The 25,967-nt window shown below is 67.7% G+C and carries 24 protein-coding genes; 5 read left to right on the top strand and 19 right to left on the bottom strand.

Annotation, left to right across the window (positions count from 1 at the left end):
- Positions 1-5: 5 nt before the first annotated feature.
- From atpA to J7U46_RS15140, 9 genes are all read right to left on the bottom strand, one after another.
- On the bottom strand, positions 6-1,559 hold the full coding sequence (gene atpA / locus J7U46_RS15100) for a F0F1 ATP synthase subunit alpha (RefSeq protein ID WP_282827235.1): 1,554 nt from the start codon (positions 1,557-1,559) through the stop codon (positions 6-8).
- 107 nt (positions 1,560-1,666) lie between these two features.
- Entirely contained in the window at positions 1,667-2,203 is a 537-nt protein-coding gene (locus J7U46_RS15105) for a F0F1 ATP synthase subunit delta (RefSeq protein ID WP_282827237.1), read from the bottom strand.
- Between the two features lie 2 nt (positions 2,204-2,205).
- On the bottom strand, positions 2,206-2,676 hold the full coding sequence (locus J7U46_RS15110) for a F0F1 ATP synthase subunit B (protein ID WP_282827239.1): 471 nt from the start codon (positions 2,674-2,676) through the stop codon (positions 2,206-2,208).
- A 36-nt stretch (positions 2,677-2,712) separates the two neighbouring features.
- Positions 2,713-2,982 (bottom strand): F0F1 ATP synthase subunit C, encoded by a 270-nt coding sequence (gene atpE / locus J7U46_RS15115; protein WP_282827241.1) that lies wholly within the window; start codon positions 2,980-2,982, stop codon positions 2,713-2,715.
- Between the two features lie 58 nt (positions 2,983-3,040).
- Entirely contained in the window at positions 3,041-3,919 is an 879-nt protein-coding gene (atpB, locus tag J7U46_RS15120; protein ID WP_282827243.1) for a F0F1 ATP synthase subunit A, read from the bottom strand.
- Between the two features lie 2 nt (positions 3,920-3,921).
- A complete protein-coding gene (locus J7U46_RS15125) occupies positions 3,922-4,443 on the bottom strand; it encodes an ATP synthase subunit I (protein WP_282827245.1) in 522 nt (173 codons plus the stop codon).
- A gap of 129 nt (positions 4,444-4,572) precedes the next feature.
- Positions 4,573-5,469 (bottom strand): SMP-30/gluconolactonase/LRE family protein, encoded by an 897-nt coding sequence (locus tag J7U46_RS15130; protein ID WP_282827246.1) that lies wholly within the window; start codon positions 5,467-5,469, stop codon positions 4,573-4,575.
- A 108-nt stretch (positions 5,470-5,577) separates the two neighbouring features.
- Positions 5,578-6,069: a GNAT family N-acetyltransferase gene (locus tag J7U46_RS15135; RefSeq protein WP_282827247.1), complete on the bottom strand. Its 492-nt coding sequence runs from the start codon at positions 6,067-6,069 to the stop codon at positions 5,578-5,580.
- Positions 6,066-6,770 (bottom strand): cytochrome b/b6 domain-containing protein, encoded by a 705-nt coding sequence (locus tag J7U46_RS15140; RefSeq protein WP_282827249.1) that lies wholly within the window; start codon positions 6,768-6,770, stop codon positions 6,066-6,068. Before J7U46_RS15140 ends, J7U46_RS15135 begins: the two co-directional genes overlap by 4 nt.
- Before the next feature lie 134 nt (positions 6,771-6,904).
- On the opposite strand from J7U46_RS15140, the gene J7U46_RS15145 reads away from it, so the two are divergent.
- Entirely contained in the window at positions 6,905-7,369 is a 465-nt protein-coding gene (locus J7U46_RS15145; protein WP_282827251.1) for a cytochrome c, read from the top strand.
- Positions 7,370-7,468: 99 nt separating this feature from the next.
- Here the strand turns inward: J7U46_RS15145 and J7U46_RS15150 are convergent, their stop codons facing one another.
- The 5 genes from J7U46_RS15150 to J7U46_RS15170 all read right to left on the bottom strand — a co-directional run bounded on the left by J7U46_RS15150 (position 7,469) and on the right by J7U46_RS15170 (position 14,430).
- Positions 7,469-10,942 (bottom strand): Calx-beta domain-containing protein, encoded by a 3,474-nt coding sequence (locus J7U46_RS15150; protein WP_282827253.1) that lies wholly within the window; start codon positions 10,940-10,942, stop codon positions 7,469-7,471.
- A 220-nt stretch (positions 10,943-11,162) separates the two neighbouring features.
- Complete coding sequence (locus J7U46_RS15155; protein WP_282827255.1) at positions 11,163-12,002, bottom strand: PhzF family phenazine biosynthesis protein; 840 nt, start codon at positions 12,000-12,002, stop codon at positions 11,163-11,165.
- A complete protein-coding gene (locus tag J7U46_RS15160; RefSeq protein ID WP_282827256.1) occupies positions 11,999-12,463 on the bottom strand; it encodes a GNAT family N-acetyltransferase in 465 nt (154 codons plus the stop codon). The genes J7U46_RS15155 and J7U46_RS15160 overlap by 4 nt, the downstream gene beginning before the upstream one ends.
- A complete protein-coding gene (locus J7U46_RS15165; protein WP_282827258.1) occupies positions 12,463-13,671 on the bottom strand; it encodes a PLP-dependent aminotransferase family protein in 1,209 nt (402 codons plus the stop codon). Before J7U46_RS15165 ends, J7U46_RS15160 begins: the two co-directional genes overlap by 1 nt.
- Before the next feature lie 27 nt (positions 13,672-13,698).
- Positions 13,699-14,430: an amino acid racemase gene (locus J7U46_RS15170; protein WP_282827259.1), complete on the bottom strand. Its 732-nt coding sequence runs from the start codon at positions 14,428-14,430 to the stop codon at positions 13,699-13,701.
- A 74-nt stretch (positions 14,431-14,504) separates the two neighbouring features.
- Between J7U46_RS15170 and J7U46_RS15175 the strand changes: the two genes are divergently transcribed.
- Entirely contained in the window at positions 14,505-15,935 is a 1,431-nt protein-coding gene (locus J7U46_RS15175) for a PLP-dependent aminotransferase family protein (protein WP_282827261.1), read from the top strand.
- Positions 15,936-15,955: 20 nt separating this feature from the next.
- On the opposite strand, the gene J7U46_RS15180 is transcribed toward J7U46_RS15175, so the two are convergent.
- Positions 15,956-16,732, bottom strand: a complete 777-nt coding sequence (locus J7U46_RS15180; RefSeq protein WP_282827262.1) for a MipA/OmpV family protein — start codon at positions 16,730-16,732, stop codon at positions 15,956-15,958.
- Positions 16,733-16,849: 117 nt separating this feature from the next.
- Here J7U46_RS15180 and J7U46_RS15185 point away from each other — a divergent pair, with 117 nt between their 5' ends.
- Entirely contained in the window at positions 16,850-17,485 is a 636-nt protein-coding gene (locus tag J7U46_RS15185; RefSeq protein ID WP_282827264.1) for a response regulator, read from the top strand.
- A gap of 1 nt (position 17,486) precedes the next feature.
- Here J7U46_RS15185 and J7U46_RS15190 read toward each other — a convergent pair whose 3' ends face one another.
- The gene (locus tag J7U46_RS15190) at positions 17,487-19,364 is read right to left on the bottom strand and encodes an ATP-binding cassette domain-containing protein (RefSeq protein ID WP_282827266.1); all 1,878 of its coding nucleotides are present in this window, start codon (positions 19,362-19,364) and stop codon (positions 17,487-17,489) included.
- 125 nt (positions 19,365-19,489) lie between these two features.
- Between J7U46_RS15190 and J7U46_RS15195 the strand changes: the two genes are divergently transcribed.
- Complete coding sequence (locus J7U46_RS15195) at positions 19,490-20,293, top strand: flagellin (RefSeq protein ID WP_282827268.1); 804 nt, start codon at positions 19,490-19,492, stop codon at positions 20,291-20,293.
- Between the two features lie 76 nt (positions 20,294-20,369).
- Complete coding sequence (locus tag J7U46_RS15200; protein ID WP_282827270.1) at positions 20,370-23,087, top strand: pitrilysin family protein; 2,718 nt, start codon at positions 20,370-20,372, stop codon at positions 23,085-23,087.
- Positions 23,088-23,133: 46 nt separating this feature from the next.
- On the opposite strand, the gene J7U46_RS15205 is transcribed toward J7U46_RS15200, so the two are convergent.
- Genes J7U46_RS15205 through J7U46_RS15215 form a run of 3 tightly spaced genes read right to left on the bottom strand, consistent with a single transcriptional unit; the run spans position 23,134 to position 25,954 of the window.
- Entirely contained in the window at positions 23,134-24,009 is an 876-nt protein-coding gene (locus tag J7U46_RS15205) for a TIGR02285 family protein (protein ID WP_282827272.1), read from the bottom strand.
- Positions 24,006-24,848, bottom strand: coding sequence for an S-formylglutathione hydrolase (gene fghA, locus J7U46_RS15210; protein WP_282827275.1), 843 nt, complete (start codon positions 24,846-24,848; stop codon positions 24,006-24,008). Before fghA ends, J7U46_RS15205 begins: the two co-directional genes overlap by 4 nt.
- Positions 24,848-25,954, bottom strand: coding sequence for an S-(hydroxymethyl)glutathione dehydrogenase/class III alcohol dehydrogenase (locus tag J7U46_RS15215; RefSeq protein ID WP_282827618.1), 1,107 nt, complete (start codon positions 25,952-25,954; stop codon positions 24,848-24,850). Before J7U46_RS15215 ends, fghA begins: the two co-directional genes overlap by 1 nt.
- Between the last annotated feature and the right edge of the window lie 13 nt (positions 25,955-25,967).

The following is a 25,967-nucleotide window of genomic DNA, read 5'->3' on the forward strand; positions in this document are numbered from 1 at the left end:
TGTCATTAAGCGAAGGACTTCTTGAACGTCGTGATCGCAGCGTTCAGCTCGGCTTCAGCATCCTTGTCCATGGCCTTGTCGGCTTCCAGCTTGGCCAGCAGAGCGGCGTGGCTGGTCTTCAGGAACTGGTGCAGGCCGTGCTCGAAAGCCAGGACCTTCTTGGTGTCGATGCTGTCCATGAAACCCTTGTTCACGGCATACAGCGTCGCGCCCATCAGGCTGATCGGCAGCGGCGAGTACTGAGCCTGCTTGAGCAGCTCGGTCACGCGGGCACCGCGGTCGAGTTGCTTGCGGGTCGACTCGTCCAGGTCGGAAGCGAACTGCGCGAACGCAGCCAGTTCACGGTACTGGGCCAGGTCGGTACGGATACCGCCGGACAGCGACTTGATCAGCTTGGTCTGTGCAGCACCACCGACGCGCGACACCGAGATACCGGCGTTGATGGCGGGGCGGATACCGGCGTTGAACAGGCTGGTTTCCAGGAAGATCTGACCGTCGGTGATCGAGATCACGTTGGTCGGCACGAAGGCGGACACGTCACCGGCTTGGGTTTCGATGATGGGCAGCGCCGTCAGCGAACCGGTCTTGCCCTTCACTTCACCCTTGGTGAATGCTTCGACGTAGTCGGCATTCACGCGAGCGGCACGCTCCAGCAGACGGCTGTGGAGATAGAACACGTCGCCAGGGAAAGCTTCGCGGCCCGGCGGGCGGCGCAGCAGCAGCGAGACCTGGCGGTAAGCCACGGCCTGCTTGGACAGGTCGTCATAGACGATCAGCGCGTCTTGACCGCGGTCGCGGAAGTACTCGCCCATCGTGCAGCCCGAGTAGGCCGAGACGTACTGCATGGCAGCGGATTCAGAAGCCGAAGCGGCCACGACGATGGTGTATTCCATCGCGCCGGCTTGTTCCAGGGCGCGCACCACGTTCTTGATCGACGAAGCCTTCTGGCCGATCGCAACGTAGACGCAGGTCATGTTCTGACCCTTCTGGTTGATGATGGCGTCGATGGCCACGGCGGTCTTGCCGGTCTGGCGGTCGCCGATGATCAGCTCGCGCTGGCCACGGCCGACGGGCACCATCGAGTCAATCGACTTCAGGCCGGTCTGCACCGGCTGGTCGACGGACTTACGTGCGATCACGCCCGGTGCGACCTTTTCGATCACGTCGGTCATCTTGGCGTTGATCGGGCCCTTGCCGTCGATAGGCTGGCCCAGCGCGTTGACGACGCGGCCGATCAGCTCGGGGCCGACCGGCACTTCCAGGATGCGGCCCGTGCACTTCACGGTGTCGCCTTCGGAGATGTGCTCGTAGGCACCCAGAATCACGGCGCCGACGGAGTCGCGCTCGAGGTTCAGGGCCAGGCCGTACGAAGGCTGGCCGGAGGCGTCAGCCGGGAACTCCAGCATTTCGCCTTGCATCACGTCGGACAGACCATGGATGCGGCAGATGCCGTCGGACACGGACACCACGGTGCCCTGGTTACGGACGTCCGTCGAGGCACCAAGACCCTCGATGCGGGACTTGATGAGTTCGGAAATTTCAGCAGGATTCAGTTGCATTGCTTGCTCCCATCTGCTCGGTCCCGCGGCGCCCGCTGCGTTGCAGCAAGGCGCCTTGGTACTGAGGGGGTGATTCGGTCAGTGTTCTTTGCGCAGGAGCTTCAGGCTCAAGCGGTCAGTGCCACCTTCATGCGTTCCAGGCGGGCCTTGACCGAGGTGTCCAGCACCTCGTCGCCAACCACCACGCGGATGCCGCCGATCAGTGCGGGTTCGAGCGTCACATGGGCCTCGAGCTTGCGACCGAAGCGCTTTTCCAGCGTGGCCACCACATCGCTCAGCTGGGCTGCTTCGATGGGGTAGGCGCTGAAGATCTGCGCATCGGCCACGCCCGCAGCCGCATTGGCCAGGACATGGAACTGCTCGACCACCGCCGGCAGCGCCGACAGGCGGCTGTTCTCGATCACTGCGCGCAGGAAGTTCTGCAGCTCCGGGGCCAGGGCCTCTTGCTTGGCCGCCGCGGTGGTGACCGCGAAGACCTGCTCGGCCGTGACCTTGGGGTTGTCGGCGAACTGGCGCAGCTCGGCATCCTGCGAGACCAGGGACAGCGCATCGAGCGCTGCGCCCCAGGCCTTCACATCGTGCTTCTTGGCGACCTGGTAGAGCGCTTCAGCGTACGGGCGGGCAATGGTTGCGAGCTCGGCCATGATTACAGCTCCGTCTTCAGACGGCCCAGCAATTCGGCATGCACGCTGGCATTGACCTCGCGCTGCAGGATCTGCTCGGCACCCTTGACGGCCAGTGCGGCGACCTGCTCGCGCAGGGCCTCACGGGCACGGGTGACTTGCTGGTCGGCCTCGGCCTTGGCATCAGCCACGATCTTGGCGCCGACTTCCTCTGCACGCTTCTTGGCTTCTTCCACGATGGCGGCTGCGCGCTTTTCAGCGTCGGACAGCAACTGTGTGGTTTCACCACGCGCTTGCGCACGTTGCTCGTCGGCCGCCTTGCTGGCGTTGGCCAGCTCGGACTTGGCCTTGTCCGCAGCGGCCAGGCCGTCGCGGATCTTGGCAGCGCGCTCGTCCAGTGCCTTGGTGATAGGCGGCCAGACGAAGCTCATCGTGAACCACACCAGGATCGCGAAAACGATCGCCTGGAGGATCAGTGTTGCATTGATATTCACGGCTCAATCCTTTCGGTCGTGAAAGGGAAGCAGCGATTACTTCGGCAGGTTGGCCAGCAGCGTAGCGGCGAACGGGTTGGCGAAGGCGAACAGCAGAGCGATAGCAACGCCGATCAGGAAAGCAGCGTCGATCAGGCCGGCCAAGATGAACATCTTGGTTTGCAGTTCGTTCATCAGCTCAGGCTGGCGAGCCGACGATTCCAGGAACTTGCCACCCATCAGCGCGATGCCGATGGAAGCGCCGATAGCGCCCAGACCAACGATGATGCCGCAAGCCAGTGCCACGAGGCCGAGGATGTTTTCCATTTGAAGCTCCTAGAGAGATGAGAAAGAAAAAGAAAGGAAGGGAAAGTAAAGCGGTCGATCAGTGCGCGTCGTGCGCCTGGCCGATGTAGATCAGCGTCAGCATCATGAAGATGAAGGCCTGCAGCGTGATCACAAGAATGTGGAACAGCGTCCACACCGTACCGGCAACGATGTGGCCCAGGGCCAGACCGAAACCGGAAGCCGACAGCGTGAACGCACCACCCATCAGTGCGATCAGCATGAACACCAGTTCGCCGGCAAACATGTTGCCGAACAGTCGCATGCCGTGCGAGACCGTCTTGGCGACGAACTCGATCAGCTGCATCAGGAAGTTGAAGGGCCAAAGGGCCGGGTGGGCGCCGAAGGGAGCCGAGATCAGCTCGTGACCCCAGCCGCCCAGGCCCTTGATCTTGATGTTGTAGAAGAAGCACATCAAGAGCACGCTCGTCGACAGGCCCAGCGTGGTGGACAGGTCGGCGGTCGGGACAACGCGCATGTAGGCGTGGTGCGGGTCATGGCCCATGGCACCGTAGGCCTGGCCCCAGGCGGCGGGCAGCAGGTCGACCGGCAGCATGTCCATGCCGTTCATCAGGAAGATCCAGACGAAGACGGTGAGGGCCAGCGGCGAAACGAGCTTGCGGCTCGCTTCGTTGTGGATCACGCCCTTGGCCTGGTTCTCGACCATCTCAGAGAGGATCTCGACGGCAGCCTGGAAGCGGCCAGGCACACCGGACGTGGCCTTGCGCGCGGCGCGCCACAGGATGAAGCAGCCCAGGATGCCCAGGACCACCGAGTAGATGACGGAGTCGAGGTTGAACAGGCTGAAGTCGACGATGCTGACTTGCTTGACGTTCTCGAACGAGAAGTTCTTCTGGAAATGTTGCAGGTGGTGAGTGATGTACTCACCAGCGCTGGGGGCGTGACCTTCAGCTGACATGTTCAGTTTCCGTCGCTAATGCTTTTGTTTCGGCCCCGCGTGAGCAGGACCAGCCAGTTAACTTTCAGGCAGCCCATCATGGTCAGCAGCATCGCCACCCAACTCAGATCAGCCACCTGCTTGGCCACCACCACCAGGATGGCGATGACCAGCAAAATCTTGACAAGCTCCCAGACGGCAAACGAGAGCACCGCGGCACTCGCGTTCGTCACCGGTCGCCGGGTCGTGCCCCATGCCATCAAGGCATTCGGCAGCACCACTGCGGTGGCGCCATACAGCGCCGACCAGGCTTTCACGCTTTCTTGAGCGAACAACCACCACAGCGCGGTGAACACCACGCCCGCCGCAGCCTGTGCCGCGACCACCTTCCAAGGTGACAACAAGGGGTTTTTCGCTCGCAGGGCCTGGGCTTCTTCTCGCGTCAGGCCCTTGAAAGCTGCTTCGCCGTCCGCATCTCCGGGAGTCTCGTCATCCCATCCGGCTGACGCCGCAAGCAATTTGTCGCGCGTCTCGGTTGGGGTCACGATGAGTCCAGGGGCTGTCGGCAAAACCCAAAGATTATATGTGGAAACCCGAAGTTTCCTGACAAACCCGAGGGCGCCGCCTCAAAAACGGGCGGTGCAGACGCACTCAAACAGTGCCGGAAGTCCTGTTCAGGCGCGCGCGAGGTTCGGCGGCAGGCCCGCCACGTTCACTTGGAAGCGCAGCACGCAGCCGGCCCAAGGCTCGCGCGCCAGCTCATCGGCCGGGCGGCCATCGCGCGCCGTTGTCACATAGAGCGTGCGCAGGTCGGCGCCACCAAAGGTAGGCATCGTCGCGCAGCGCACCGGCAGGAGAACCTCCTGCACCAGCTCACCAGCCGGCGACAGTCGCACCAGCCGCCCGCCCTCGTGCATAGCCACCCAGAGGCAGCCCTCTGCATCGACGGCGGCGCCATCGGGACGGCCGCCGTATTCCTCCAGCGGTTGGCCCGCCACCCGCTGCGGGAAGCTGGCAAAGAGGCGGCGGTTCGTGATGCTGCCGCTCGCCGGCTCGAAGTCGAAGGCATAGATCTGATGGCCCTTGGTGTCCGCCCAGTACATCGTCCGCTGGTCCGGGCTCCAGGCCAGGCCGTTGGAATTGGCAATGCCACCCGCCATGGCCGTGAAGCCGCCGGCCGCCCAGCGGTAGAGCGTGGCCTCGGGCGCGCGCGCGTCGTCGATCGTGCCGATCCAGAAGCGGCCGGCCGCGTCGGGCTTGCCATCGTTGAAGCGTTGCTTGGCCGGATCAAAAGGCGGCGGGGCAATCCGCGCGAGCTCGCCGCAGTCCGTGTCCAGATGCCAGAGGCCGTCACGCCGGGCGACCTGCAGGCCACCGCCCTCGGCGAGCGCGATGCAGCCCGGCTCGCTCGCCATCGCCCATTGCCGGAGGCTGCCATCACTCGCGAGGCGCAGCACCAGCCGGCCCGGGATGTCCACGTAGTAAAGAGCCTGCTCGGCCACGCTCCAGAGGGGGGATTCGCCCAGCCGTGCCGCCTCGGGGCCGGCCCGCTCGATCTTGAATTCGCTCATGCGGCGATGCTAGGGCCGAAACCGGCCGTAACTGCGTTCAGCCCGACTCCGTGTATCGGATTCGGGCCTTCGCTAGCCACAAGCCCCTTCCGGGCCTTGTGCGCGAGCTCAGCCCAGCTCCACCTTCAGGTAGTGCGCACCCGGGATGGGATTGAAATAGAAAGGCGGCACTTCCTCGAACCCCAGGCTTTCGTAGAGGCCGCGCGCCGCCTCCATGTCATCCAGGGTGTCGAGCAGCATGCAGGAGTAGCCGGCTTCGGTGGCGCGGTCGATCAGTGCCTGGGCCAGCGTGCGCCCGAGGCCGAAGCGGCGAAAGGCCGGTCGCACGAACAGGCGCTTCATCTCGCAGGCGTTCGGATAGTCGGAGTCCGGCAGGTCGCGGAAGGCGCCGCTGCCGGCCACCTGGCCGTCGACCAGGGCCAGCAGGAACAAGCCACTCGTCCCGGCATAGGGCCCCGGCAGACTGGCCAGTTCGGCCTCGAAACCCTGGAAGCACAGGTCCACCTTCAGGCTTTCGCTGTACTCGATCAGGACCTTGCGGGCCTCATCCCATTGCTCCGCGCTCTGCGGCACGATCAGCTCCACCACGGGCACGCTCATCCGCCCCCCTCCCCGATCACGACCAGCAAATACACGGCGCCCACGCAAGCCACCAGCAGCGTCAGCGCGAAGAGCCGCGTGGCCAGCGTGTCGCGCGTGGCCTGCACCTCGGCGCCGAGGCGCTTGTCGCCACTGAGCATGGGGCCGATGAGGTCGTGGTCGTGTCCGAAGCGGTAGTAGAGGATGGCCGCCACATGCAGGCCCACGAGGGCAAAGATGCCCCATTGGCCCCAGGTCTTGTGATAGCCGGTCCAGGCCAGGCTGAAGTCGCCGGAGACAAAACGGATCAGCGGGCCGGTGGTGGCGATCTCGTCATCGGCAATCAGGCCGGAGCCGATCTGCAGCAGCAGCCAGGCCAGCATGGCCAGCACCGAGAGCCCGCCCAGCGGGTTGTGCCCCACGTCGAAGCGCTCGCCGGCACGGGGCTTGCGGCGCAGGTAACGCCAGATGGCACCGGGGCTGTAGACGAAATGCGTGAAGCGCGACCAGCGCCCGCCCACCAGGCCCCACAGGATGCGAAACCCCACCAGGGCCAGCACCGCATAGCCGCAGCGCATGTGCCAGACCATGGCATTGCCGCCGATCTTGGCGCTCACGACGGAGCCCAGCACGCACAGCACCAGGGCCCAGTGGAACAGCCTGGTCGGCAGGTCCCAGACCCGCACGTCTTCGCGCACCTCTTCGTGTAGACCCTCGGTCATGCCTTCCTGATCAGCTTCAGCAACAAGGCGGCAACGATACCCCAGCATGCTGCGGCTGCAAATTCCATACACTCGCGCGGGCAGCGCCCGACTGGCCGCAGCTCCCCGCCCACCTAGCCGCAAAGGATCCACAGATGAAGCGTCAACTGATGATCGCCGCATGCGCAGCACTGCCGCTGTGCGTCGCCCTGTCCAGCCAGGCCCAGCCCCAAGCTCGCCCCGAGCAAGCCATCAAGTACCGCCAGTCGGTAATGACGCTGCTGGGCTCGCACTTCGGCCGCCTTGGCGGCATGGCCCAGGGCCGCATTCCCTTCGACGCCAGCGTGGCGGCCGACAACGCGCAGCTGGTGGCCATGCTGTCCAAGCTGCCGTTCAACTCCTTCGGGCCGGGTACCGACAAGGGCCTGCCGCACCGCGCCAAGCCCGAGGTCTGGAGCGAGGCCGGCAAGTTCAAGGAAGCGGCCGACGCCTTCCAGGCCGAGATCCCCAAGCTGGAAGCGGCCGGCAAGAGCGGCGACCTCGCCCAGATCAAGGCGGCCGTCGGCGCCGTCGGCAAGACCTGCAAGGCCTGCCACGACACGTTCCAGGCTGAGAAGTAGGCCCACCCCCGAGGCGCTTACGCGCTTCCCCCCTCAAGGGGGCGCACCCAGTGGACCGGCAAAGCCGGATCCACGGGTGCCACCCTGTAAGACGCCAGCCTACTGCGCGCTCAACAGGCTGTAGCTGAGCCAGACCTTCTTGCCATTGCCCTGATTGATGGCGCGGATCTTGGCAGCGTTCAGCTTGGCCTCGGTGTTCAGCAGGCTGCTGACGTCCCAGTCGAGGCGCTGCTTGCTGCTGCTCGCCGTCACCGTGCGGCTGCCCAGCACGGTGCTGCCGTTCATCAGCTGCAGCGTGAACGTGCCGGACCAGCCCGCTTCCGCGCGATGCTCCAGCGCGACGACCGCACTGCGCGGCGCGAAGCCGCTCACAGCATTGGCGTACTCGATCTCCCACCAGGAGCTGCTGCCCGATTCGACCTCGAGCTTCTTCTCCTCGGCCGTGCTGTTGATGTCGTTGAGCGGGTCGCCGCTGGTGTAGGCCTTGTTGTTCTTGTTGTCGAACACGCGGTTGGCCTTCAGTTGCTGCACCGGATTGGCCACGTCGTCGCTGACGATGCTCACCGTGCCGCTGCTGCCCCCGCCGCTGTAGCTGCTGCTCGCCGAGAGGGTCAGCACCACGGTCTCATCGGGCTCCACCGCCGTGTCGTTGATCGGCACCACGTTGACCACCGCCGAGCTCGCGCCCGCAGCAAGGGTCACGCTGCCGGACAAGGCCGTGTAGTCGCTGCCCGAGGTCGCCGTGCCCGACACGCTGTAGTTCACCGTCAGCGCGGCCGTGGTGGCACCACTGCGGCTGATGGTGAACTGGCCGTTGACCGGCCCGGCCTCGCGCGCCGTCGGCGTGCTGGCCACCACGCTGATGCTGGGCAGCGGCGCCACGTCATCGCTGACCACGGTCACCGTGGCCGCACTGCCGCCCACCATGTAGGCGCTGGCGGGGCTCAGCGTCACCTGCACCGTTTCGTCGGGTTCGACCAGCGTGTCGTTGATCGGCGTGACCGTGATCGTCGCGCTGCTGCTGCCGGCCGGAATGGTGAGCGTGCCGCTGAGCGCCTGGTAGTCGCTGCCGGCCGCAGCCGTGCCCGACACCGTGTAGGCAACGCTCAGCGCCGCCGTCGTCGCGCCACTGCGACTGACGGTCACCACGCCCGGCACCAGGCCGGCCTCGCGCGCCACGGCCGTGGTGGCCACGGCCGAGACGGTGGGGGGCACCGGTGCCTGGTCGTCGCTGCTGATGCTCACCGTCGCGCTGCCGCCGCTGATCTGGTAGTCGGTGCCGGCCGTCAGCGTCAGCACGACGGACTCGGCCGACTCGACCAGCGTGTCGTCGATGGGCTGGACGGGCACGACCACCGAGGCGCTGCCCGCCGGGATGACGGCCGTGCCGGTGAGCGCCTGGTAGTCGCTGCCGGCCGTGGCCGTGCCGCTGACCGAGTAGCGCACCGTCAGCGACGCCGTGGTCGCGCCGCTGCGGCTCAGGGTGATGGCACCCGGCACCAGGCCCGCTTCGGAAGCCGTGGGCACCGAAGTCACGGCACTGACGCTCGGCAGGCCGCTGCCCAAGCCGCGCGTGCCCACCAGGGCATAGACGGCATCGAGCGCCGGCGTGGCCACGTGGCCGTCCTGCACCACCTCGGTGGCCACAACCTCGACCGTCCAGCGCCCCACCTGGGCGTTCTGGATGAACACGTTCTCCACCGTGTCCACCGTATTGGCTGCGCCGCCGGCCGTGCTCCAGTTGCCTTCCAGCAGGCCGTTGTTGCCCCAGTAGATCGTGCCGTTCGGGCTGGTCAGCTTCAGCGACAGATCGTTGACCCGGTCGACGGCCGCCGCCGGCGAGCCGGCCGGGTCGCGGTAGACCAGGGTCACTTTCAGCGGTTCGCTGCCCGAGACGTCGACGGCATAGCTGTGGCTCTGGCCCTGCGTGATGGGCGCGCTTTCGTCGATCAGGATAGGCAGCCGCCAGTTCGCCGCCTGGGCCACGCGGTAGACGTTGCCGACGTCGGCAAAGCCCCAGCCCTGGTGGACGCGGGTCAGGTCATGCGCGGCGCCGCTGAAGGTGTATTGCGAGGCCATGTTGATCATCAGCGCCTTGGCCGTGGCGGCATGGGGACGGCTGTCAAACACGTCGCGGTTCCTGCCGGGGCCGCCGTCGAACACGCCATCGGCCCACATCTGGAACAGCAGGCCGAACAGGCCGCCGACGGCCGGGGTGCTGAAGCTGGTGCCGTTCATCGAGGTGTAGCCGGTGGCCGAGGTATTCAGCGCGAGGTTCTTGGCGTCGTAGATGTGCGAGAGGTCGGGTTTGACGCGGCCGTCCGACGCCGGGCCGATGCTGCCACCGGTGCCCGGGCTGCCGCACCAGCAGTCGTCTGCCTTGCTGGCCGTGCCGTAGCCCCGCACGCCGCCGATCGAGACCACGTTCTTGGCCCAGGCCTGCGGGCGCGAATTGCGCGTGCCGTCATTGCTCTGCGACTGCGTGAGCAGCAGGTCCAGGTCGAAGATCATGTCGTCCATGTCGGCACTGATCGCGGTGTATTCCGTCGTCAGGGCCGAGCCCCAGCTGTTGGTCTGGAAGACCGCGCGGTAGGGGCCCGTGGGGTTGACCAGCTCCTGCGTGTGGGCGTAACGCCCGCCCGAGGCCAGCTGCGGATAGGCCGCGAAGATGGCGTTGCCCATCGGCAGGATGCCGCGCGCCGCCGTGTTCACGCCGCTGGCGAAGACGATGCTGCCGACCGCCGTGCCATGCGAGGTGTCGCTGCCGTTCGTGCCGTGCAGGCGCGGCGGACGGGCCAGAAATTCCTGGTGGGTGGTGAAGAAGCCGCCGTCCATCACCTCGCCGTTCACACCCTCGCCCTTGTAATGAGCAACGGACTCGGTCTCGACGACATTGGCGCCGCCGAGGTCGCGGTACAGCACCTCATCGGAACTCGGGGCCGACCAAGGCTCGATGAACTGCACCTCGGAGGCCAAGGCCAGCTGGCGCATGGCGCTGGGTGTCAGCGTCGCGTCCAGCAGGCGGCCCCGTGGGCCGGCCATGTGCACCTGGCCACCGAGCTCGCGGATGCGCTGGGCCACGGCCTTGCGGCTGGCCTCGTCACGCTCGAACAGCAGGATGCTGTAGCGCTTGGCCTCGCCCCCGGCCGCCGCGCCGGCCGCCAGCGTCTTGCGCTTGCCGCTCTCCTGCAGGCTGCTCGCCAGGCGGTCCTCGGCGGTCAGCGGGCCGACCCAGCGCACGCCAGCGAGGCTGGCCGCCTGCAGACTCGCGCCGGCCGGAAAGCGCACCACCAGGGCGTTGTCCGGCACGTAGTGGTGCACCTTGCCGCCCAGGGCTTTGAGCCGCTGATGCTCGGCCTGACCCGGGCGCGACTGGAACTGCACCAGGTAGACACCGGCCTCGCCGAGGTTGCTGGCCGTGCGGGCGCTGTTGGTCAGTGGGTCGAAGCTGCCGCGCTTGAAGCGGATGCTGGGGTTCTTCTCGGCGGCGCAAGCGAGTGATGCCGCCGTGGACAGCGCGCACAGCGCCAGCCGGGTCCGCCATGAGGCGGGGCGATAGTCTTTCGTAGCCATGGTTTCCTTCTCCTCCAACGATCTGTATCGGTACGCGGCCGCTGCATGCGACTCGCGGCCCGGAAGGTAGGAGAAGTGGGCGATAGGCGGCATGACTTCATGCACGGCTCCGCCAAACCATTTGTTATCCGAGTGGGCGCAGAGCGCACCGCCAAAGCGGCGCGACAGAGAGGAAGCCCCGTGTTAACCCAGGGGTGATCAGGAAAACCCTAGAGCCGGCCTACAGCCGGACCTGGCCATGGATCAAGGGCGTCACGTCGCCACCTATCCAGGTGGCCTCGGCATCGCGCGAGACATGCACGCGGCCATCGCGGCCCAGGGCCTTGCCCTGCCCGGCCACATAGGCCTCGCCGGCATGGCCGGCCTGCATCAGCCACAGGGCGATGCCGGCGTTGAGGCTGCCGGTGACCGGGTCCTCGGGCACGCCGAGGCCGGGCACGAAGGCTCGCACCTCGAACTGCAGGGCCGAGCCGGCCGGGTAGGCACCAACCGCGCCGAGCTTCAGGCCCTTCATCGCCACGAAGTCGGGCTTCAGGGCCAGCACGGCCTCGGCGCTCTGCAGCCGCGCCACCATCCACTGCGGGCCGTTGTCGACCCAGACCAGGTCCAGCAGCTCCGCCTCGGCAATACCCAGCGAACGCAAGGCCTGCTCGCGCAGCGCCGGCTCCACCGGGCCCGAGCGGCGCAGCGGCGGCGCCGCAAAGGCCAGGCGCTGACCCGAGCGCTTGACGCGCACCAGGCCGATCTCGCATTGCTGCACCACCTCGCCCGGCTTCTTCGGGTCGCCGCCGCTGGCCAGCCAGGCGTGGGCTGAGCCCAGCGTCGGATGGCCGGCAAACGGCAGCTCGCCGCCCGGCGTGAAGATGCGCACGCGATAGTCGGCAGCAGCATCCGTGGGCGGCAGGAGGAAGGTCGTTTCCGAAAGATTGGTCCAGCGCGCGAACGCCGCCATCTCGGCATCGCTCAGGCCGCCGCCATCCACCACCACGGCCAGCGCATTGCCCTTCAGGGCCTCGGCGGTGAAGACATCGACTTGGACAAAACGGCGCAGAAGACTCATGGCTTTTTAGCTTGGAGGTAGAGGCCGGGACGGGTGATCTCCATGCCCCGGTCCGGCGTGGCCAGCGGCTTGAAGCCATGGCGTTCATAGAGGCCATGGGCATCGCGGGTGAACAGCGAGAAGCGGCGCAGGCCTTGCAGCTCGGGCGCGGCCATGATCTGCTGGATCAGCCAGTCGCCGAGGCCGCGCCCGCGCTGCGCTTCCTCGACGAACACATCGCAGAGGTAGGCGAACGTGGCCTGGTCCGTGATGACGCGGGCATAGCCCTGCAAGCACCCCTCGGCATCGCGCAGCACGAAGTTGAGCGAGCCACGCATGGCCCGTGCGAGCGTCTCGCGCGGAATGCCCTCGCTCCAGTAGGAGCGGCTGAGGAAGGCATGGATTCGCTCGAAATCAGCCTCGCTCCACGCCCGATCGACGCGCCAGCCCTCTGCCTGCAAGGCTTCCATCCGAACGTCCATCAGGGCGTCGGCTCTTCCACCACAGCCAGCGCCTCGCGCAGCACCTTGCCGAGGATGGCGATGCCATCAGCGATCAGGTCCGGCGTCAGCGTCACGAAGGACAGGCGCAGCGTGCGCAGGTCGGGGTTGCTGGCGTAGAACGCCGCGCCAGGCACATAGGCGATGCCGGCATCCACGGCCTGCGGCAGCAGCGCCATCGCATCGAAGCCCTCGGGCAGGCGGATCCAGAAGAACATGCCGCCCTGGGGCTGCAGCCATTCGCAGCCGGCCGGCAGGTGCTTCTTCAGGCCTTCGGCCATGGCGTCGCGGTTGGCCTTGTAGCGGGCACGAATGCTGGGCACATGCTGGTCCAGGAAGCCGTTCTTGATGACCTCGTGCACCACGCGCTGGTTGAAGCCCGGCGTGTGCAGGTCGGCCGCCTGCTTGGCCTGCAGCAGCTTCGGGTACAGCTCCTTGGGCGCAATGATGTAGCCCAGGCGGAAGCCCGGCGTCAGCACCTTGGAGAAGGAGCCCAGGTAGATCGAGCCTTCCGGCCACAGCGAGGACAGGGCCGGCGGCGGTGCCTCGTCGAACCACAGGTCGCCGTAGGGGTTGTCTTCGACGATGGGCACGCCGGCCGCCTTGGCCGCCGCCACCACGGCCTGCCGGCGCTCAAGGCTCATCACGCGACCGGTGGGGTTCTGGTAATTGGGCAGCAGGTAGGCGAAGCGCGTGCCCGGCGCATCGTGGGCCAGGCGGCCGAAGGCCTCGGGGCGCACGCCTTCTTCATCGCTCTCCAGGCTGGCGAAGATGGGCTCGTAGGGCGTGAAGGCCTGCAACGCGCCGAGGTAAGTGGGCGTCTCGACGGCGACCGGCGCGCCCTGGTCGCAGAGGATCTTGCCGACCAGGTCCAGGCCCTGCTGCGAGCCGCTGGTGATAAGGACCTGGTCCGGATCCACCTTCATGCCAAGGGCCGACACGCGCTGTGCCACCCATTCGCGCAGCGGCGCAAAGCCCTCGCTGGCGGCGTATTGCAGCGCCTCCTTGGCGTTCTTGCTCAGCACTTCGTCGCAGGCCGCCTTCAGCGCCTCGACGGGGAAGGTGTCGGCCGAGGGCAGGCCGCCAGCCATCGACAGGATGCCGGGCTTCTCGGTGACCTTGAGGATCTCGCGAATGATGGAAGGGTTCATGCGCGCGGCGCGGCGCGCTTGGGTCCAGACAGTGCTCATGGGGCTCTCGGTTGGCGGCTGCAAGGGTCAGCCCTGGGAATCATAGGTAAGCCAGTCGATGGCGGCCTGCGCATGCAGGGCCGTGCCATCAAAAAGCGGCAGGATGTCGCCGTCGCGCTGGGTGTCCAGCAAGAGGCAGAGTTCGGTGCAGCCGAGGATCACGGCTTCGGCACCCGCGCCCGCCAGTTCGGCGATGGCGCGGCGGTGGAACTGGTGCGAGGGCTCGCAGATCTGGCCCCGGCACAGCTCTTCATAGATCACGCGATGGACCTCCGCACGGGTCGTCTCACCCGGCGTGAGGACCTCGATGCCATGGCGCTCGCGCATGCGTTCGCGGTAGAAATCACCCTCCATCGTGTAGCGCGTGGCCAGCAGGCCGGCGCGGCGCACGCCGGCCTTCTTCAGCGCCTCGGCCGTCGCGTCGACGATGTGGATCAGCGGCAGGCCGCTCAGGCGCTCGACCTCGTCCGCCACCTTGTGCATGGTGTTGGCGGCGATCAGCAGGGCCGTGGCGCCGGCCGCCTTCAGGCCCGCGCCTGCTTCGCCGAGGATCTGGCCGGCCTGCGCCCAGTCGTCGCTGCGCTGCAGGGCGGCGATGGTCTCGAAGTCCACGCTGCGCATCACCAGGTTGGCGCTGTGCAGGCCACCCCGGCGAGCGGCCACGCCGCGGTTCAGCAGCTGGTAGAGGTGGGAGGTCGACTCCCAGCTCATGCCGCCGAGGATGCCCAGCAATCGATCGGCCGGTTTCGCTTGGTTCATGAGGGATCAGTCTAGCCGTCCGACCAGTACAGAACCAATACACTCGACCAGACATCCTACGGATCTGTATTGGCATGAACACCAGCACAAGCACCCCGCGCGACAGCCTGACCCGAGGCTCCAGCGTGCCGCTGGCCCAGCAACTGGCGCAGCGTTTCGCGGAGCGCATCCAGCAGCGCCTGCTGCTGCCCGGCGCCCGCTTGCCCTCGGTGCGCGACTGCGCCCAGCATCACGGCGTGAGCCCCTACACCGTGGTGGCGGCCTACGACCAGCTGCTGGCTGCCGGCCTGCTCGAGGCCCGCAAGCAGCGCGGTTTCTTCGTGCGCGAGGCCGCCTCGCGGCCCAAGCCGGCCGCCCGCGCCGCGCCCGCCGCCGCCCCGGCGGACCGCCCTTTCGACGCCACCGCCCTGATACGCGGCATGTTCCAGGCCGAGGCCGCCACCTCGCCCGGCCTCGGCACCCTGCCCGCCGACTGGCTGGACCTGCCGATGCTGCAAAGCGCCCTGCGCAAGGTGCTGAGCCAGAGTGCCGACGCCCTGGTGTTGCAGTACGGCGAGCCCGGCGGCGATGCACGGCTGCGCGAGGTGTTGGCCCAGCGCTTCGTCAGCGACCTCGGCATTGCCGCCACGCCGGCCCAGGTGCTGACCACCGTGGGCGCCACCCACGCGCTGGACCTGATCACGCGCGGCCTCCTGCAACCGGGCGACGCCGTGCTGGTGGACGACCCTGGCTGGGCCATCGAATACGCGCGGCTCACCCAGGCCGGCATGCGCCTGCTGCCGGTGCCGCGCGGCGCCGACGGGCCCGACCTCGCCGTGATGGAGCGCCTGATCGCCGAGCACCGGCCCCGCATGTACGTCACCGTCTCGGTGCTGCACAACCCGACCGGCCAGACGCTGAGCCTCGCGGCCGCGCACCAGATCCTCAAGCTCGCGGAAGCGCATGACTTCCTGATCGTCGAGGACGACACCTATGCCTTCATGGCGCCCAACCACGCGCCGCGGCTCTCGGCGCTGGACGGGCTCAAGCGCACGCTCTATGTCTCGGGTTTCTCGAAGATCCTCACGCCGGCCTGGCGCGTGGGCTACCTGGCCGGCAGCGCCGAGCGCATCGAGAAGCTCACCACCTTGAAGCTGCTGTCCACGCTGACCACCAGCCCCTTGCTGGAGCGCGCCGTGGCCCTGTGCCTGGAACAGGGGCAGCTGCGCCGCCATGCCGAGCGCGTCAACACCCGGCTCGATGCCGCGCGCCAGCGCGCCGTGCGCCTGGCGCTGGAAGCAGGTTGCCAGTTCATCACGCCGCCGCAAGGCCTGTTCGGCTGGGTCGACGTAGGCGTGGACACCGAACGCCTCGCGCAGCGCCTCCTGGACCTGGGCTGGCTGATCGCGCCGGGCTTGCTCTTCAGCGCCACGCGCCGCGCTGGCACCGCCATGCGCATCAACTTCGCCACGGCCCAGGACGCACGCTTCTGGAGGCTCTTGCAGCAGCTGCGGCAGCAGCCCTAAGCATCGCTCCCGGCCAGACCTCAGTCAGCCGCAGCCCGCTCCGAACGCCAGCCGCTCCAGGACAGGCCGATGCCCACGCTCGCGCCGCTCTGCCGCTGCACCAGCGGGCTGGCCCGGTTGGCTGCGCCGGCCAGGCTTTCCAGGCGGGCAAAACCAAACAGCCGCCAGTCGGGCGCCAGCGGGCGCGAGACCGAGAGATTGGCGCGCCAGGCGATCAGGCCGGCACGGGCTTCGTAGGCGGGCCGGTTGGCCGTCGCATAGGCCGGCGCCACGCCGTAGAAGGTGTCGCTCAGGTGGCGGGTGCCGAGCAAGGGCCCCAGGCTCCAGGCGCTCATCCAGGTCTCGCCGCGCTGCTCCAGCTGCAGGGCGGGCTCCAGCGACCAGCCGCGCATCTTCATCGAGTCCGAGGCGTCGAACACGGCACGCAAGGGCAGCTCCAGGCGCCAGCGCTGCGCCCCCTCGGCGGCCAGGTTCCAGCGCAGCTTGGGGCCGGCCTCGAGCAGCAGGCCGAGGTCCGGCATGCCGCTGCGAGCCTTCACCCGTTCGGAACTCGCCCCGAGCGCCGCCGCAAAACCGATGTCCAGTTCGAACTCGGGCGTCTTGACGGCCCGCAGGCCCACACTGCCACGGTCGGCCCGCAAGACCGGCCCCCGGTAGATGAGCCAGGGCAGGACCAAGGTCTTCTGCGTGCGCTCACTGGCGCCAGGATAGGCGTTCTGGCTGGCCGTGAAGCCGAGCAGCCCGGCCTCCCACAGCGGCGCAGGTTCGGCCGCTTGTGCGACGCCCGTCAGCAGCACCAACAGGAAGGCGGGAGAAGTGCAAAAAAGTGATCGCGATGAGGTCACGGTCGTGTTCGCAAAGGGGATGGGGCCGCTAGTATCACTGTCCGTCCAACCGGCCTTGCCAAGCCCGTCATGAGCAGCCCCAGCCCGCTTCGATTCCTGATCGTCGACCCCCTGCCCGGTGTCCAGACCTTTGCCCGTCAGCTGCTCGAGGGCTACGGTTTTCCGGCCGACAGCATCCGCTGCTGCGGCGACAGCGCCAGCGCGCTCAGCCAGGGCCGGGAGTTCAGGCCCGATGTGCTGATCAGCGACAGCTTCCCCAAGGCCGAGCTCGATGCCTTCGGCCTGCACCAGCAACTGCTGACGGTGCAGCCGGGCTGCCGCCTGGCGCTGCTAAGCTTCGAGATCACGCCCGAGCTGCAGGCCCGGGCTGCCGAGGCCGGCGCCCGCTTCGTGCTGAAGAAGCCCTTCACCGCCGCCGATCTGCGCGACACCCTGCGCAAGTCGCTCGACAGCATGGCCGAGGAGCGCCCCGAGCTGCACGCCCGCATGATGCAGGTGATGAAGGCGCCGGCCGCGCCCAAGGCCGCCGCGCCGCGCCCCATCGTGCTGCCGCCCATGCAGCCGGCGCTGAAACCCGGCGACCGGGTCAGCCATGGCGGCAAGACCGCCACCATCGAGTACGTGGTGATACGCCACGGCGAGCTGGTGGTGCAGCTGCGCGGCCAGGGCAGCTTGATCCCGGCCAGCCAGCTGAACAAGGCCTGAATCAGCGGGCGTCCAGCGCCTCCCAGCGCTCCATCAGCAGCAACAGCTCGCCGTCGATGGCGGCCGCACGCTCGGTCACTTCAGCGATGCGGGCAGCGCCCTGGGTGTAGAGCTCGGCGCCGTTGAGCAGGCCATTCAAGACCGCCTGCTCGGCCTCCAGCGCGGCGATGCGCTCGGGCATCTCGTCCAGCTCGCGCTGCTCCTTGTAGCTGAGCTTGCGCTTGGGGGAGGCCACCACCGGTGCCGGGGCCGGCGCAGGGGCCGGTGCGGGCGCCGGTGCAGCGGCGGCCTGCTTGGCCTGCAGTGCGGCCGCGCGCTTGCTCTGGATCAGCCAGTCCTGCACGCTGCCCTCGTACTCGCGCCAGCGGCCCTCGCCCTCGTTGACGATGGTGGAGGTGACGACGTTGTCCAGGAAGCGGCGGTCATGGCTGACCAGGAAGACCGTCCCGTCGTAGTCGGCCAGCAGCTCTTCCAGCAGCTCCAGCGTCTCGATGTCGAGGTCGTTGGTCGGCTCGTCCAGCACCAGCACATTGGCCGGGCGGGCGAACAGGCGCGCCAGCAAGAGGCGGTTGCGCTCGCCGCCGGAGAGGCTGCGCACCGGCGAATTGGCCCGTGCCGGCGAGAACAGGAAGTCGCCGAGGTAGCTCTTCACATGCTTCTTCTGGCTGCCGATCTCGATCCACTCGCTGCCGGGGCTGATGGTGTCGGCCAGCGTGGCATCGAGGTTCAGCGTGTCGCGCATCTGGTCGAAATAGGCGACCGTCATGCGCGAGCCCTGGCGCACCGCGCCCGAGTCCGGCTGCAACTCGCCAAGGATCAGCTTCAGGAGCGTGGTCTTGCCGGCGCCGTTGGCACCGACCAGCCCGACCTTGTCGCCGCGCAGGATGGTGGCGGTGAAGTCGTTGACGATGGTCCGGTCGCCATAGCGCTTGCTGACGTTCTCCAGCTCCGCAACGATCTTGCCGCTGCTCTGGCCGGTGTCGATATCAAGCCGCACCTTGCCCTGCACATCGCGCCGAGCCGCATGGGCGAGGCGCATGGCTTCGAGGCGCTGGATGCGCGCCACGCTGCGGGTGCGGCGGGCCTCGACGCCCTTGCGTATCCACACCTCTTCCTGGGCCAGCAGCTTGTCGAAGCGGGCGTTGGCCAGGGCCTCGTTCTCCAGCTCATACTGCTTGGCGGCCTGGAAGGCGGCGAAGTTGCCCGGGTAGCCACGCAACTGGCCACGGTCCAGCTCGACGATGCGGTTGGCCACGTTGTCCAGGAAAGCCCGGTCGTGGGTGATCAGGAGCAGCGAGCCCTTGAAGTCGTTCAAGAGGCCTTCCAGCCAACTGATCGCGTCCAGGTCCAGGTGGTTGGTCGGCTCGTCCAGCAGCAGCACGTCGGGCTGGGCCACCAGGGCGCGGCCGAGGGCCACGCGCTTCTTCAGGCCGCCGGAGAGCGAGCCCACGATGCGCTCGCCGTCCAGGCCCAGGCGGTGCAGGGTCTCGTCGACCCGCTGCTCCCAGTTCCAGGCGCCGATGTGCTCGATGCGCTCCTGCACCCAGGCCAGGTCGTCGTTCTCGTCATGCCGCTCGTAGCGCTCGCGCAGGGCCTTGGCCTCGGCCACGCCCTCGCTGACCACCTCGAAGATGGTCGCCTCGGGGCGCAGGTCGGGCTCTTGCGGCACATAGACGCTGGTCAGGCCCTGCTGCAGCTGCAAGAGGCCGTCGTCCAGCTTGTCGATGCCGGCCAGGATCTTCAAAAGCGAGCTCTTGCCCGTGCCGTTGCGGCCGATCAGGCCGACGCGCTCGCCGGTTTCCAGGGCGAAATTCGCCCCATCGAGCAGGGCCACGTGGCCGAAGGCGAGGTGGGCATTGGAGATGGAAAGGACGGCCATATCAGTTGCGTCCGGTCACGCAGGCAAGGGGGTTCATACCCGGGATTGTCCCTGATGCCTCGACAGCGCCTCCCCAGCGGCCTATGCTTCGCCCTAGCGAGCGATTTCCTGACGAGGAACCTGCGATGGCCAATGGCATCGAAATCAACGCGCGCCAACTCGATCAAGCCAGCCGTACCCAAGACCGAGCCAACCAACGGATAGCGAGTGGCAAGCGCATCAACACGGCCGCCGACGACGCGGCCGGCGCAGCCATTGCCGTGCGCCTGGCCGCCCAGCTGAGCTACTCCAGCCAGCTGCGCCGCAATGTCAGCGATGCCCTTTCGCTCACCGATACCGCCAGCGGCTCGCTCGGTCAGGTCAATGCCGCCCTGCAGCGCATGCGCGACCTGGCCCTTCAGGCCGCCGATGCCGGCCTCACGGTCAGCGACCGCACGGCCATAGAAACCGAATACGCCAAGCTCAGCGAAACGCTGAACCAGCAGGCCACCGGCACGCGCTACAACGGCCGGCCGCTGCTCGATGGCAGCTTCGGCGCCGCTATCCAGACCGGCGAAGGCCAGAGCCTGCAGCTGAACCTCGGTGATGTGTCGGCCCAGGGCCTCGGACTCGACACCACCACGGTGACCAGCCAGGACGGCGCTCGCGACGCCATCGACCGCATCGACAAGGCCTTGGCCCAGGTGAGCGACCAGCAGGCCAGCATTGGCGCAGCGCAGTCGGGGCTGGAGGCGGCCGTCAGCGGTCTGTCGGTCAGCTACGAATCGCTGGCCGCGACGCGCAGCCGCCGCGTCGACGCCGACCTCGCCGCCGAGAGCAGCACCTCGGCCCAGGGCTCCATTCAGCAGCAGGCCGCGCTCAAGGCCGTCTCGCTGTACCAGCAGAACCAGGCCGCCAAACTCGAGCTGCTGCCCGGCATCAAGGCCTGAGTTCGCGCTCCATCCCGCACCTTAGACTGTGCGCCCCGGGCGACGGGGGCAAAAAGTCCAAGAGGATGGAGACACCATGAACAAGACAACGATGAAAAAGCTCGCGCTGGCGCTCAGCCTGGCGGGCCTCTCGGGCGCGCTCAGCGCTCACAGCCTGAAACCGGTCACCACGGTCGAGGGCATCACCGAGTACCGGCTGAAGAACGGCCTGCAGATCCTGCTGGCGCCGGACGATAGCAAGCCCAGCACCACGGTCAACGTGACCTACCGCGTGGGCTCCAAACACGAGAACTACGGCGAGACGGGCATGGCCCACTTGCTGGAGCACCTGATCTTCAAGGGCAGCCCCAAGTACAGGGAGCCCTGGGGCGAGTTCACCAAGCGCGGCCTGCAGGCCAATGGCTCGACCTGGTTCGATCGCACCAACTACTTCGCCGCCTTTGCCGCCAACGAGGACAACCTGAAGTGGTACCTCGACTGGCAGGCCGATGCCATGGTCAACAGCTTCATCGCCAAGGCCCACCTCGACACCGAGATGACCGTGGTGCGCAACGAGATGGAGATGGGCGAGAACGACCCGGGCAACGTCACCTCGCAGCGTGCCCTGGCCGCCATGTACCAGTGGCACAACTACGGCAAGGACACGATTGGCGCGCGCGCCGACGTGGAGAACGTCGACATCGGCCGCCTGCAGGCCTTCTACAAGACCTACTACCAGCCGGACAACGCCACCCTGATCGTCTCCGGCAAGTTCGACACGACCAAGGTGCTGGACTGGGTGGAACAGAGCTTCGGCCCCCTTCCCGCGTCCACGCAGCCGCGCAAGCCCACCTACACCATCGACCCGGTGCAGGACGGTGAATCGCTGGTCACCATACGCCGCGTCGGCGGCACGGCGCAATCGCTGGCGGCCTATCACGTGCCGGCCGGCCCCCACCCCGACTACGCCGCCATCGAGCTCCTGCAGCTGGTGCTGTCCGAAGCGCCTGGTGGCCGCCTGCACAAGCGCCTCGTGGAGCAGACCAAGCTGGCCTCGTCCGTCGGCCATTTCGGCCTCGCGCTCGCCGAGCCCGGTTTCACCATGCTGATGGCCGAGCTGGCACCCAAGGCCTCGCAGGACGCGCTCAACAAGGAGCTGCTGGCCGTGGTCGAAGGCTTCACCGCCAAGCCCGTGACCGCGGCCGAGCTGGAGCGTGCGCGCACCCGCTGGCTCAACAGCTGGGAGAAGCGCTTCACCAGCCCGGAGGCCGTGGGCGTGACGCTGTCGGAGTTCATCTCGCAAGGCGACTGGCGCTTGTTCTTCCTGCTGCGTGACCGCGTCAAGGCCATCAAGCTCGAAGACGTGCAGCGCGTGGCCACCGAGCGCTTCCTGCGCAGCAACCGCACCCTGGCCCAGTACATCCCGACCGACAAGCCGCAGCGCGCGCCCAAGCCCGCCTTCGTCGAGCTGGACAAGGAGATGGCCACCTTCAAGCCGCAAGCCGCCGTTGCCGAGGTCGCAGCCTTCGACGCCACGCCGGCCAACATCGAGCGCGCCACCCAGGCCAGCCGTTTGAAAAACGGCCTGGCCCTGGCCCTGCTGCCCAAGCCCACACGCGGCGAGGCCGTGCGGGGCACGCTGACCCTGCACCTGGGCACGGCCCAGAGCCTGCAAGGCCAGCAAAGCGTGGCCGAGCTGACCGCTGCCATGCTGAAGATGGGCACGGTCAAACGCAACCGCGAGCAGCTGAAGGACGCGCTGGAGGCGCTCAAGATCGACCTGACGATTGCCGCCCAGCGGCCAGACCAGGTGCAAGTCAGCTGGAGCACCAAGCGTGAGCACGCGGTCGCCGCCCTCGCCCTGATCGCCGAAGTCCTGCGCCAGCCGCGCTTCGAGGCGGCGGCGCTGGAGGAACTGCGGGCCCAGGGCCTGACCGGCATCCAGTCGCAGAAGGATGAACCGCAGGCGCTGGCACCGGTCGTTGCCTCGGCAGCGCTCAACGATCATCCGCGCGGCGACGCCCGCCATGCCCGCAACTTCGCCGAGCAGGAAGCCGACCTGAAGGCCGTCAAGCTGGCGGCTGTGAAGGCTTTCCACAGCCGCCTGTATGGCGCCGGCTCGGCCCAGCTGGCCCTGGTCGGCGACTTCGATGCCAGCGCCGTGCAGGCCGCCGCTGCCCAGGCCCTCGGAGACTGGAAGGCACCGGTCGCCTACCAGCGCATTGCCGACACCGCCTCCACCAAGCCTGGCCAGCTGCAGAAGATCGCCACGCCCGAGAAGCAGAACGCCATGCTGTTCGGCCTGCTGCCGATGCCCATCAAGGACGACCACCCCGACAACGCCGCGCTCAAGCTGGCCAACCACCTGCTCGGCGGCGGCATGAGCTCGCGCCTGTGGCTGCGCATCCGTGAGAAGGAGGGCCTGTCCTACGGCGTGGGCACGGGCGTGAACCTGCATCCGCTGGACGCTGACTCGAGCTGGTACCTCTACGCCATCTTTGCGCCACAGAACCGCGCCAAGGTCGAGGCGGCGCTGCGCGAGGAAGTGGCGCGCGCCCTGGCCCAGGGTTTCAGCGCAGAGGAAGTGGCCGACGGCCGCCAGGCCCTGCTCAGCGAAACCCGCTTGCAGCTGGCCCAGGACGCCGCGCTGGCCGGCATGCTGGCTCGCGACCTGCAGCTGGATCGCAAGATGACGCGCCGCCAGCAGCTGCTGGACCAGGTCGCGCAGCTGACGCCCGAGGCGGTGAACGCCGCGCTGCGCAAGAACTTCAAGCTGGAGAACTTCCAGTTGGTGTTTGCCGGTGATTTCAAGTAAGGCCCGAGCAGGCCCTTGATCGACGACGGCCCTGCGGGGCCGTCGTTCATTTCACCTGGACATGCTGCATGCGCTCGTTGAAGAACTGGTCCACCCGCTGGCGATCGGCTTCGCTGACCGGCCCGAGCTGCCAGCTGAACACCAGATCCCGGTAGCTGCGGGTCGCGGCCGCCGCACGGACAGCGCCGTCCACGGCAGCGATCACTTCCCGCCCCCAGGGGCTGCGCGTGCAGGCAACCTGGGCCACCACCCAATCGCCCCCGACGCGCAGCGGCAGCGCCACCAGCGGCTGGCTGAGCTGGCCTTGCCGGCGCCAGTACTCCACCGTCACGGCGTACTCCAGCGTGTAGTCCACGCGCCCCTTGCTGACCAACTGGGCCATCTGGCCGATGTTGGACACCGGCTCACGCGCGATCTGCTGCCCGACCAGGGTGTCGAGCTGCGTGCCATAGCTGCGCGCCGACTCGAGGCGGCCCTGCAGATCGGTCCGCTCCATCAACTGCTGCAGGTCCACCGGCGCGCCTTGCGGGCTGAGCTGTGCCGCCAGTTCACGCCGCACCACCAACGCCACCGGCGGCATCAGCACGGACGGCGTGAAGTAGGCCAGCCGCTCGCGTTCCAGAGAAGCAAAGGCCGAGGCCTGGCACAAGGGTTCGCCCAGCGCCATCGAATGCCAGGTGCGCCGCGTGGTGCTGAGCTGGAAGCGATGCTCGTAGTGCGGCAGCCGGCGCACCAGTTCGGCCAGCATGCGATCCACCACGCCGTCCCCCAGATCCGCCGCGCTTTGCGGCGCCCGGCCGTCCTTCAAAATCATCGCCGGCGGCCAGTGCGCCACCATCCAGTTGATGACCGGCCGCTCCTCAGTGGCCTGGGCACAGGGCACGCACAGGGCGGCACCGAGGATCCAGGCCAGCCCTCTCATCTCGCGGCCCGAAGTTCCCGTGCGTGATGACGCAGGTGATCCTCAACCACGCTGGCGATGAAGTAATAGCCATGGTCGTACCCGGCATGGCGGCGGAGCCGCAGCGGCTGGCTGACGGCGGCACAGGCCGACTCGAGGGACTCCGGCAGCAACTGCTCGGCCAGGAACTTGTCGGCCAAGCCCTGGTCGACGAGGATGCCTCCCGGATAAGGGGCGGCCTGCTGCGCTCGCATCAGCTCGCTGGCATCGTGAGCACGCCAGGCCTGCTCATCCTCACCCAGGTAGCCACTGAAAGCCTTGCGGCCCCAGGGGCACTGCGTGGGGTTGGCAATCGGCGCCAGCGCCGACAGCGAGGCAAAGCGGCCTGGGTGGCGCAGCGCCAAGGTCAGCGCGCCATGCCCCCCCATCGAGTGGCCGAACAGGCCGGTGCGCGCGCCATCCAGGCCCAGCTCGGCCTGCACCTGCGGCAGCAGCTCGTTCAACAGGTAGCTCTCCATGCGCCAATACTGGGCCCAGGGCGCCTGTGTGGCATCAAGGTAAAACCCGGCACCGAAGCCAAAGTCCCAGGCCTCGCTCTCGCCCGGCACATTCGCGCCGCGCGGGCTGGTGTCGGGCGTCAAGAGCGCCAGGCCGAGCTCGCTGGCCAGGCGCTGCGCGCCGGCCTTGATGGCGAAGGTCTCTTCGGTGCAGGTCAGGCCCGCGAGAAACACCAGCAGCGCACGCGGCTCGGGCGGCACGAAGAGGCCGAAGCGCATGGGCAGGCCGATCTCGGCCGACTCATGCCGGTGGAAGCGCTGCACGCCGCCAAAGCAGCGGTGCTCGCTCAAAAGTTCCGCCATCAGAACTCCACCACCGCGCGGATGGACTCGCCCCGGTGCATCAGGTCGAAGCCCTCGTTGATGCGCTCCAGCGGCAGCTTGTGGGTGATCAGTTCATCGATCTTCAGCTTGCCGTCCATGTACCAGTCGACGATCTTGGGCACATCGGTGCGGCCGCGCGCGCCGCCGAAGGCCGAGCCTTCCCACTTGCGGCCGGTGACGAGCTGGAAGGGCCGCGTGCTGATCTCCGCGCCGGCGGGTGCCACGCCGATGATGATGCTGCGGCCCCAGCCCTTGTGCGTGCATTCCAGCGCCTGGCGCATCAGCGTGGTGTTGCCCACGCATTCGAAGCTGTAGTCGGCGCCGCCGTCAGTCAGCTGCACGATCTCGTCAACGACGTTGGCCACGCTTTTCGGGTTGATGAAGTGCGTCATGCCGAACTGGCGCGCCATGGCCTCGCGGCCCGGGTTGATGTCGACGCCGATGATCTTGTCGGCGCCCACCATCTTGGCGCCCTGGATCACGTTCAGGCCGATGCCGCCGAGGCCGAACACCACCACCGTGGCACCCGCCTCCACCTTGGCCGTGAACAGCACGGCGCCCACGCCGGTGGTGACGCCGCAGCCGATGTAGCAGACCTTGTCGAAAGGCGCGTCCTCGCGGATCTTGGCCAGGGCAATACCTGGCACCACGATGTGGTTGGAGAAGGTGGACGTGCCCATGTAATGCAGGATGGGCTGGCCGCCGATGGAGAAGCGCGAGCTGCCGTCCGGCATCAGGCCCTTGCCCTGCGTGGGTCGTATCGCCTGGCAGAGATTGGTCTTGCGCGAGAGGCAGAACTTGCACTGCCGGCATTCCGGCGTATAGAGCGGGATCACATGGTCGCCGGGCTTCAGCCAGGTGACGCCGGCGCCCACCTCCAGCACGATGCCGGCGCCTTCATGGCCGAGGATGGCGGGGAACAGGCCTTCCGGGTCGGCGCCCGACAAGGTGAAGGCATCGGTGTGGCAGATGCCGGTGGCCTTGACCTCGACCAGCACCTCGCCGGCGCGCGGGCCCTCCAGTTGCACTTCTTCGATGGTCAAGGGGGCGCCGGCTTTCCAGGCGACGGCGGCACGGGTGGTGATCATGGTTCAAATC

Origin of the sequence: Pelomonas sp. V22, from assembly GCF_030014915.1 — a bacterium.
Taxonomy (GTDB): Bacteria; Pseudomonadota; Gammaproteobacteria; order Burkholderiales; family Burkholderiaceae_C; genus JAUASW01.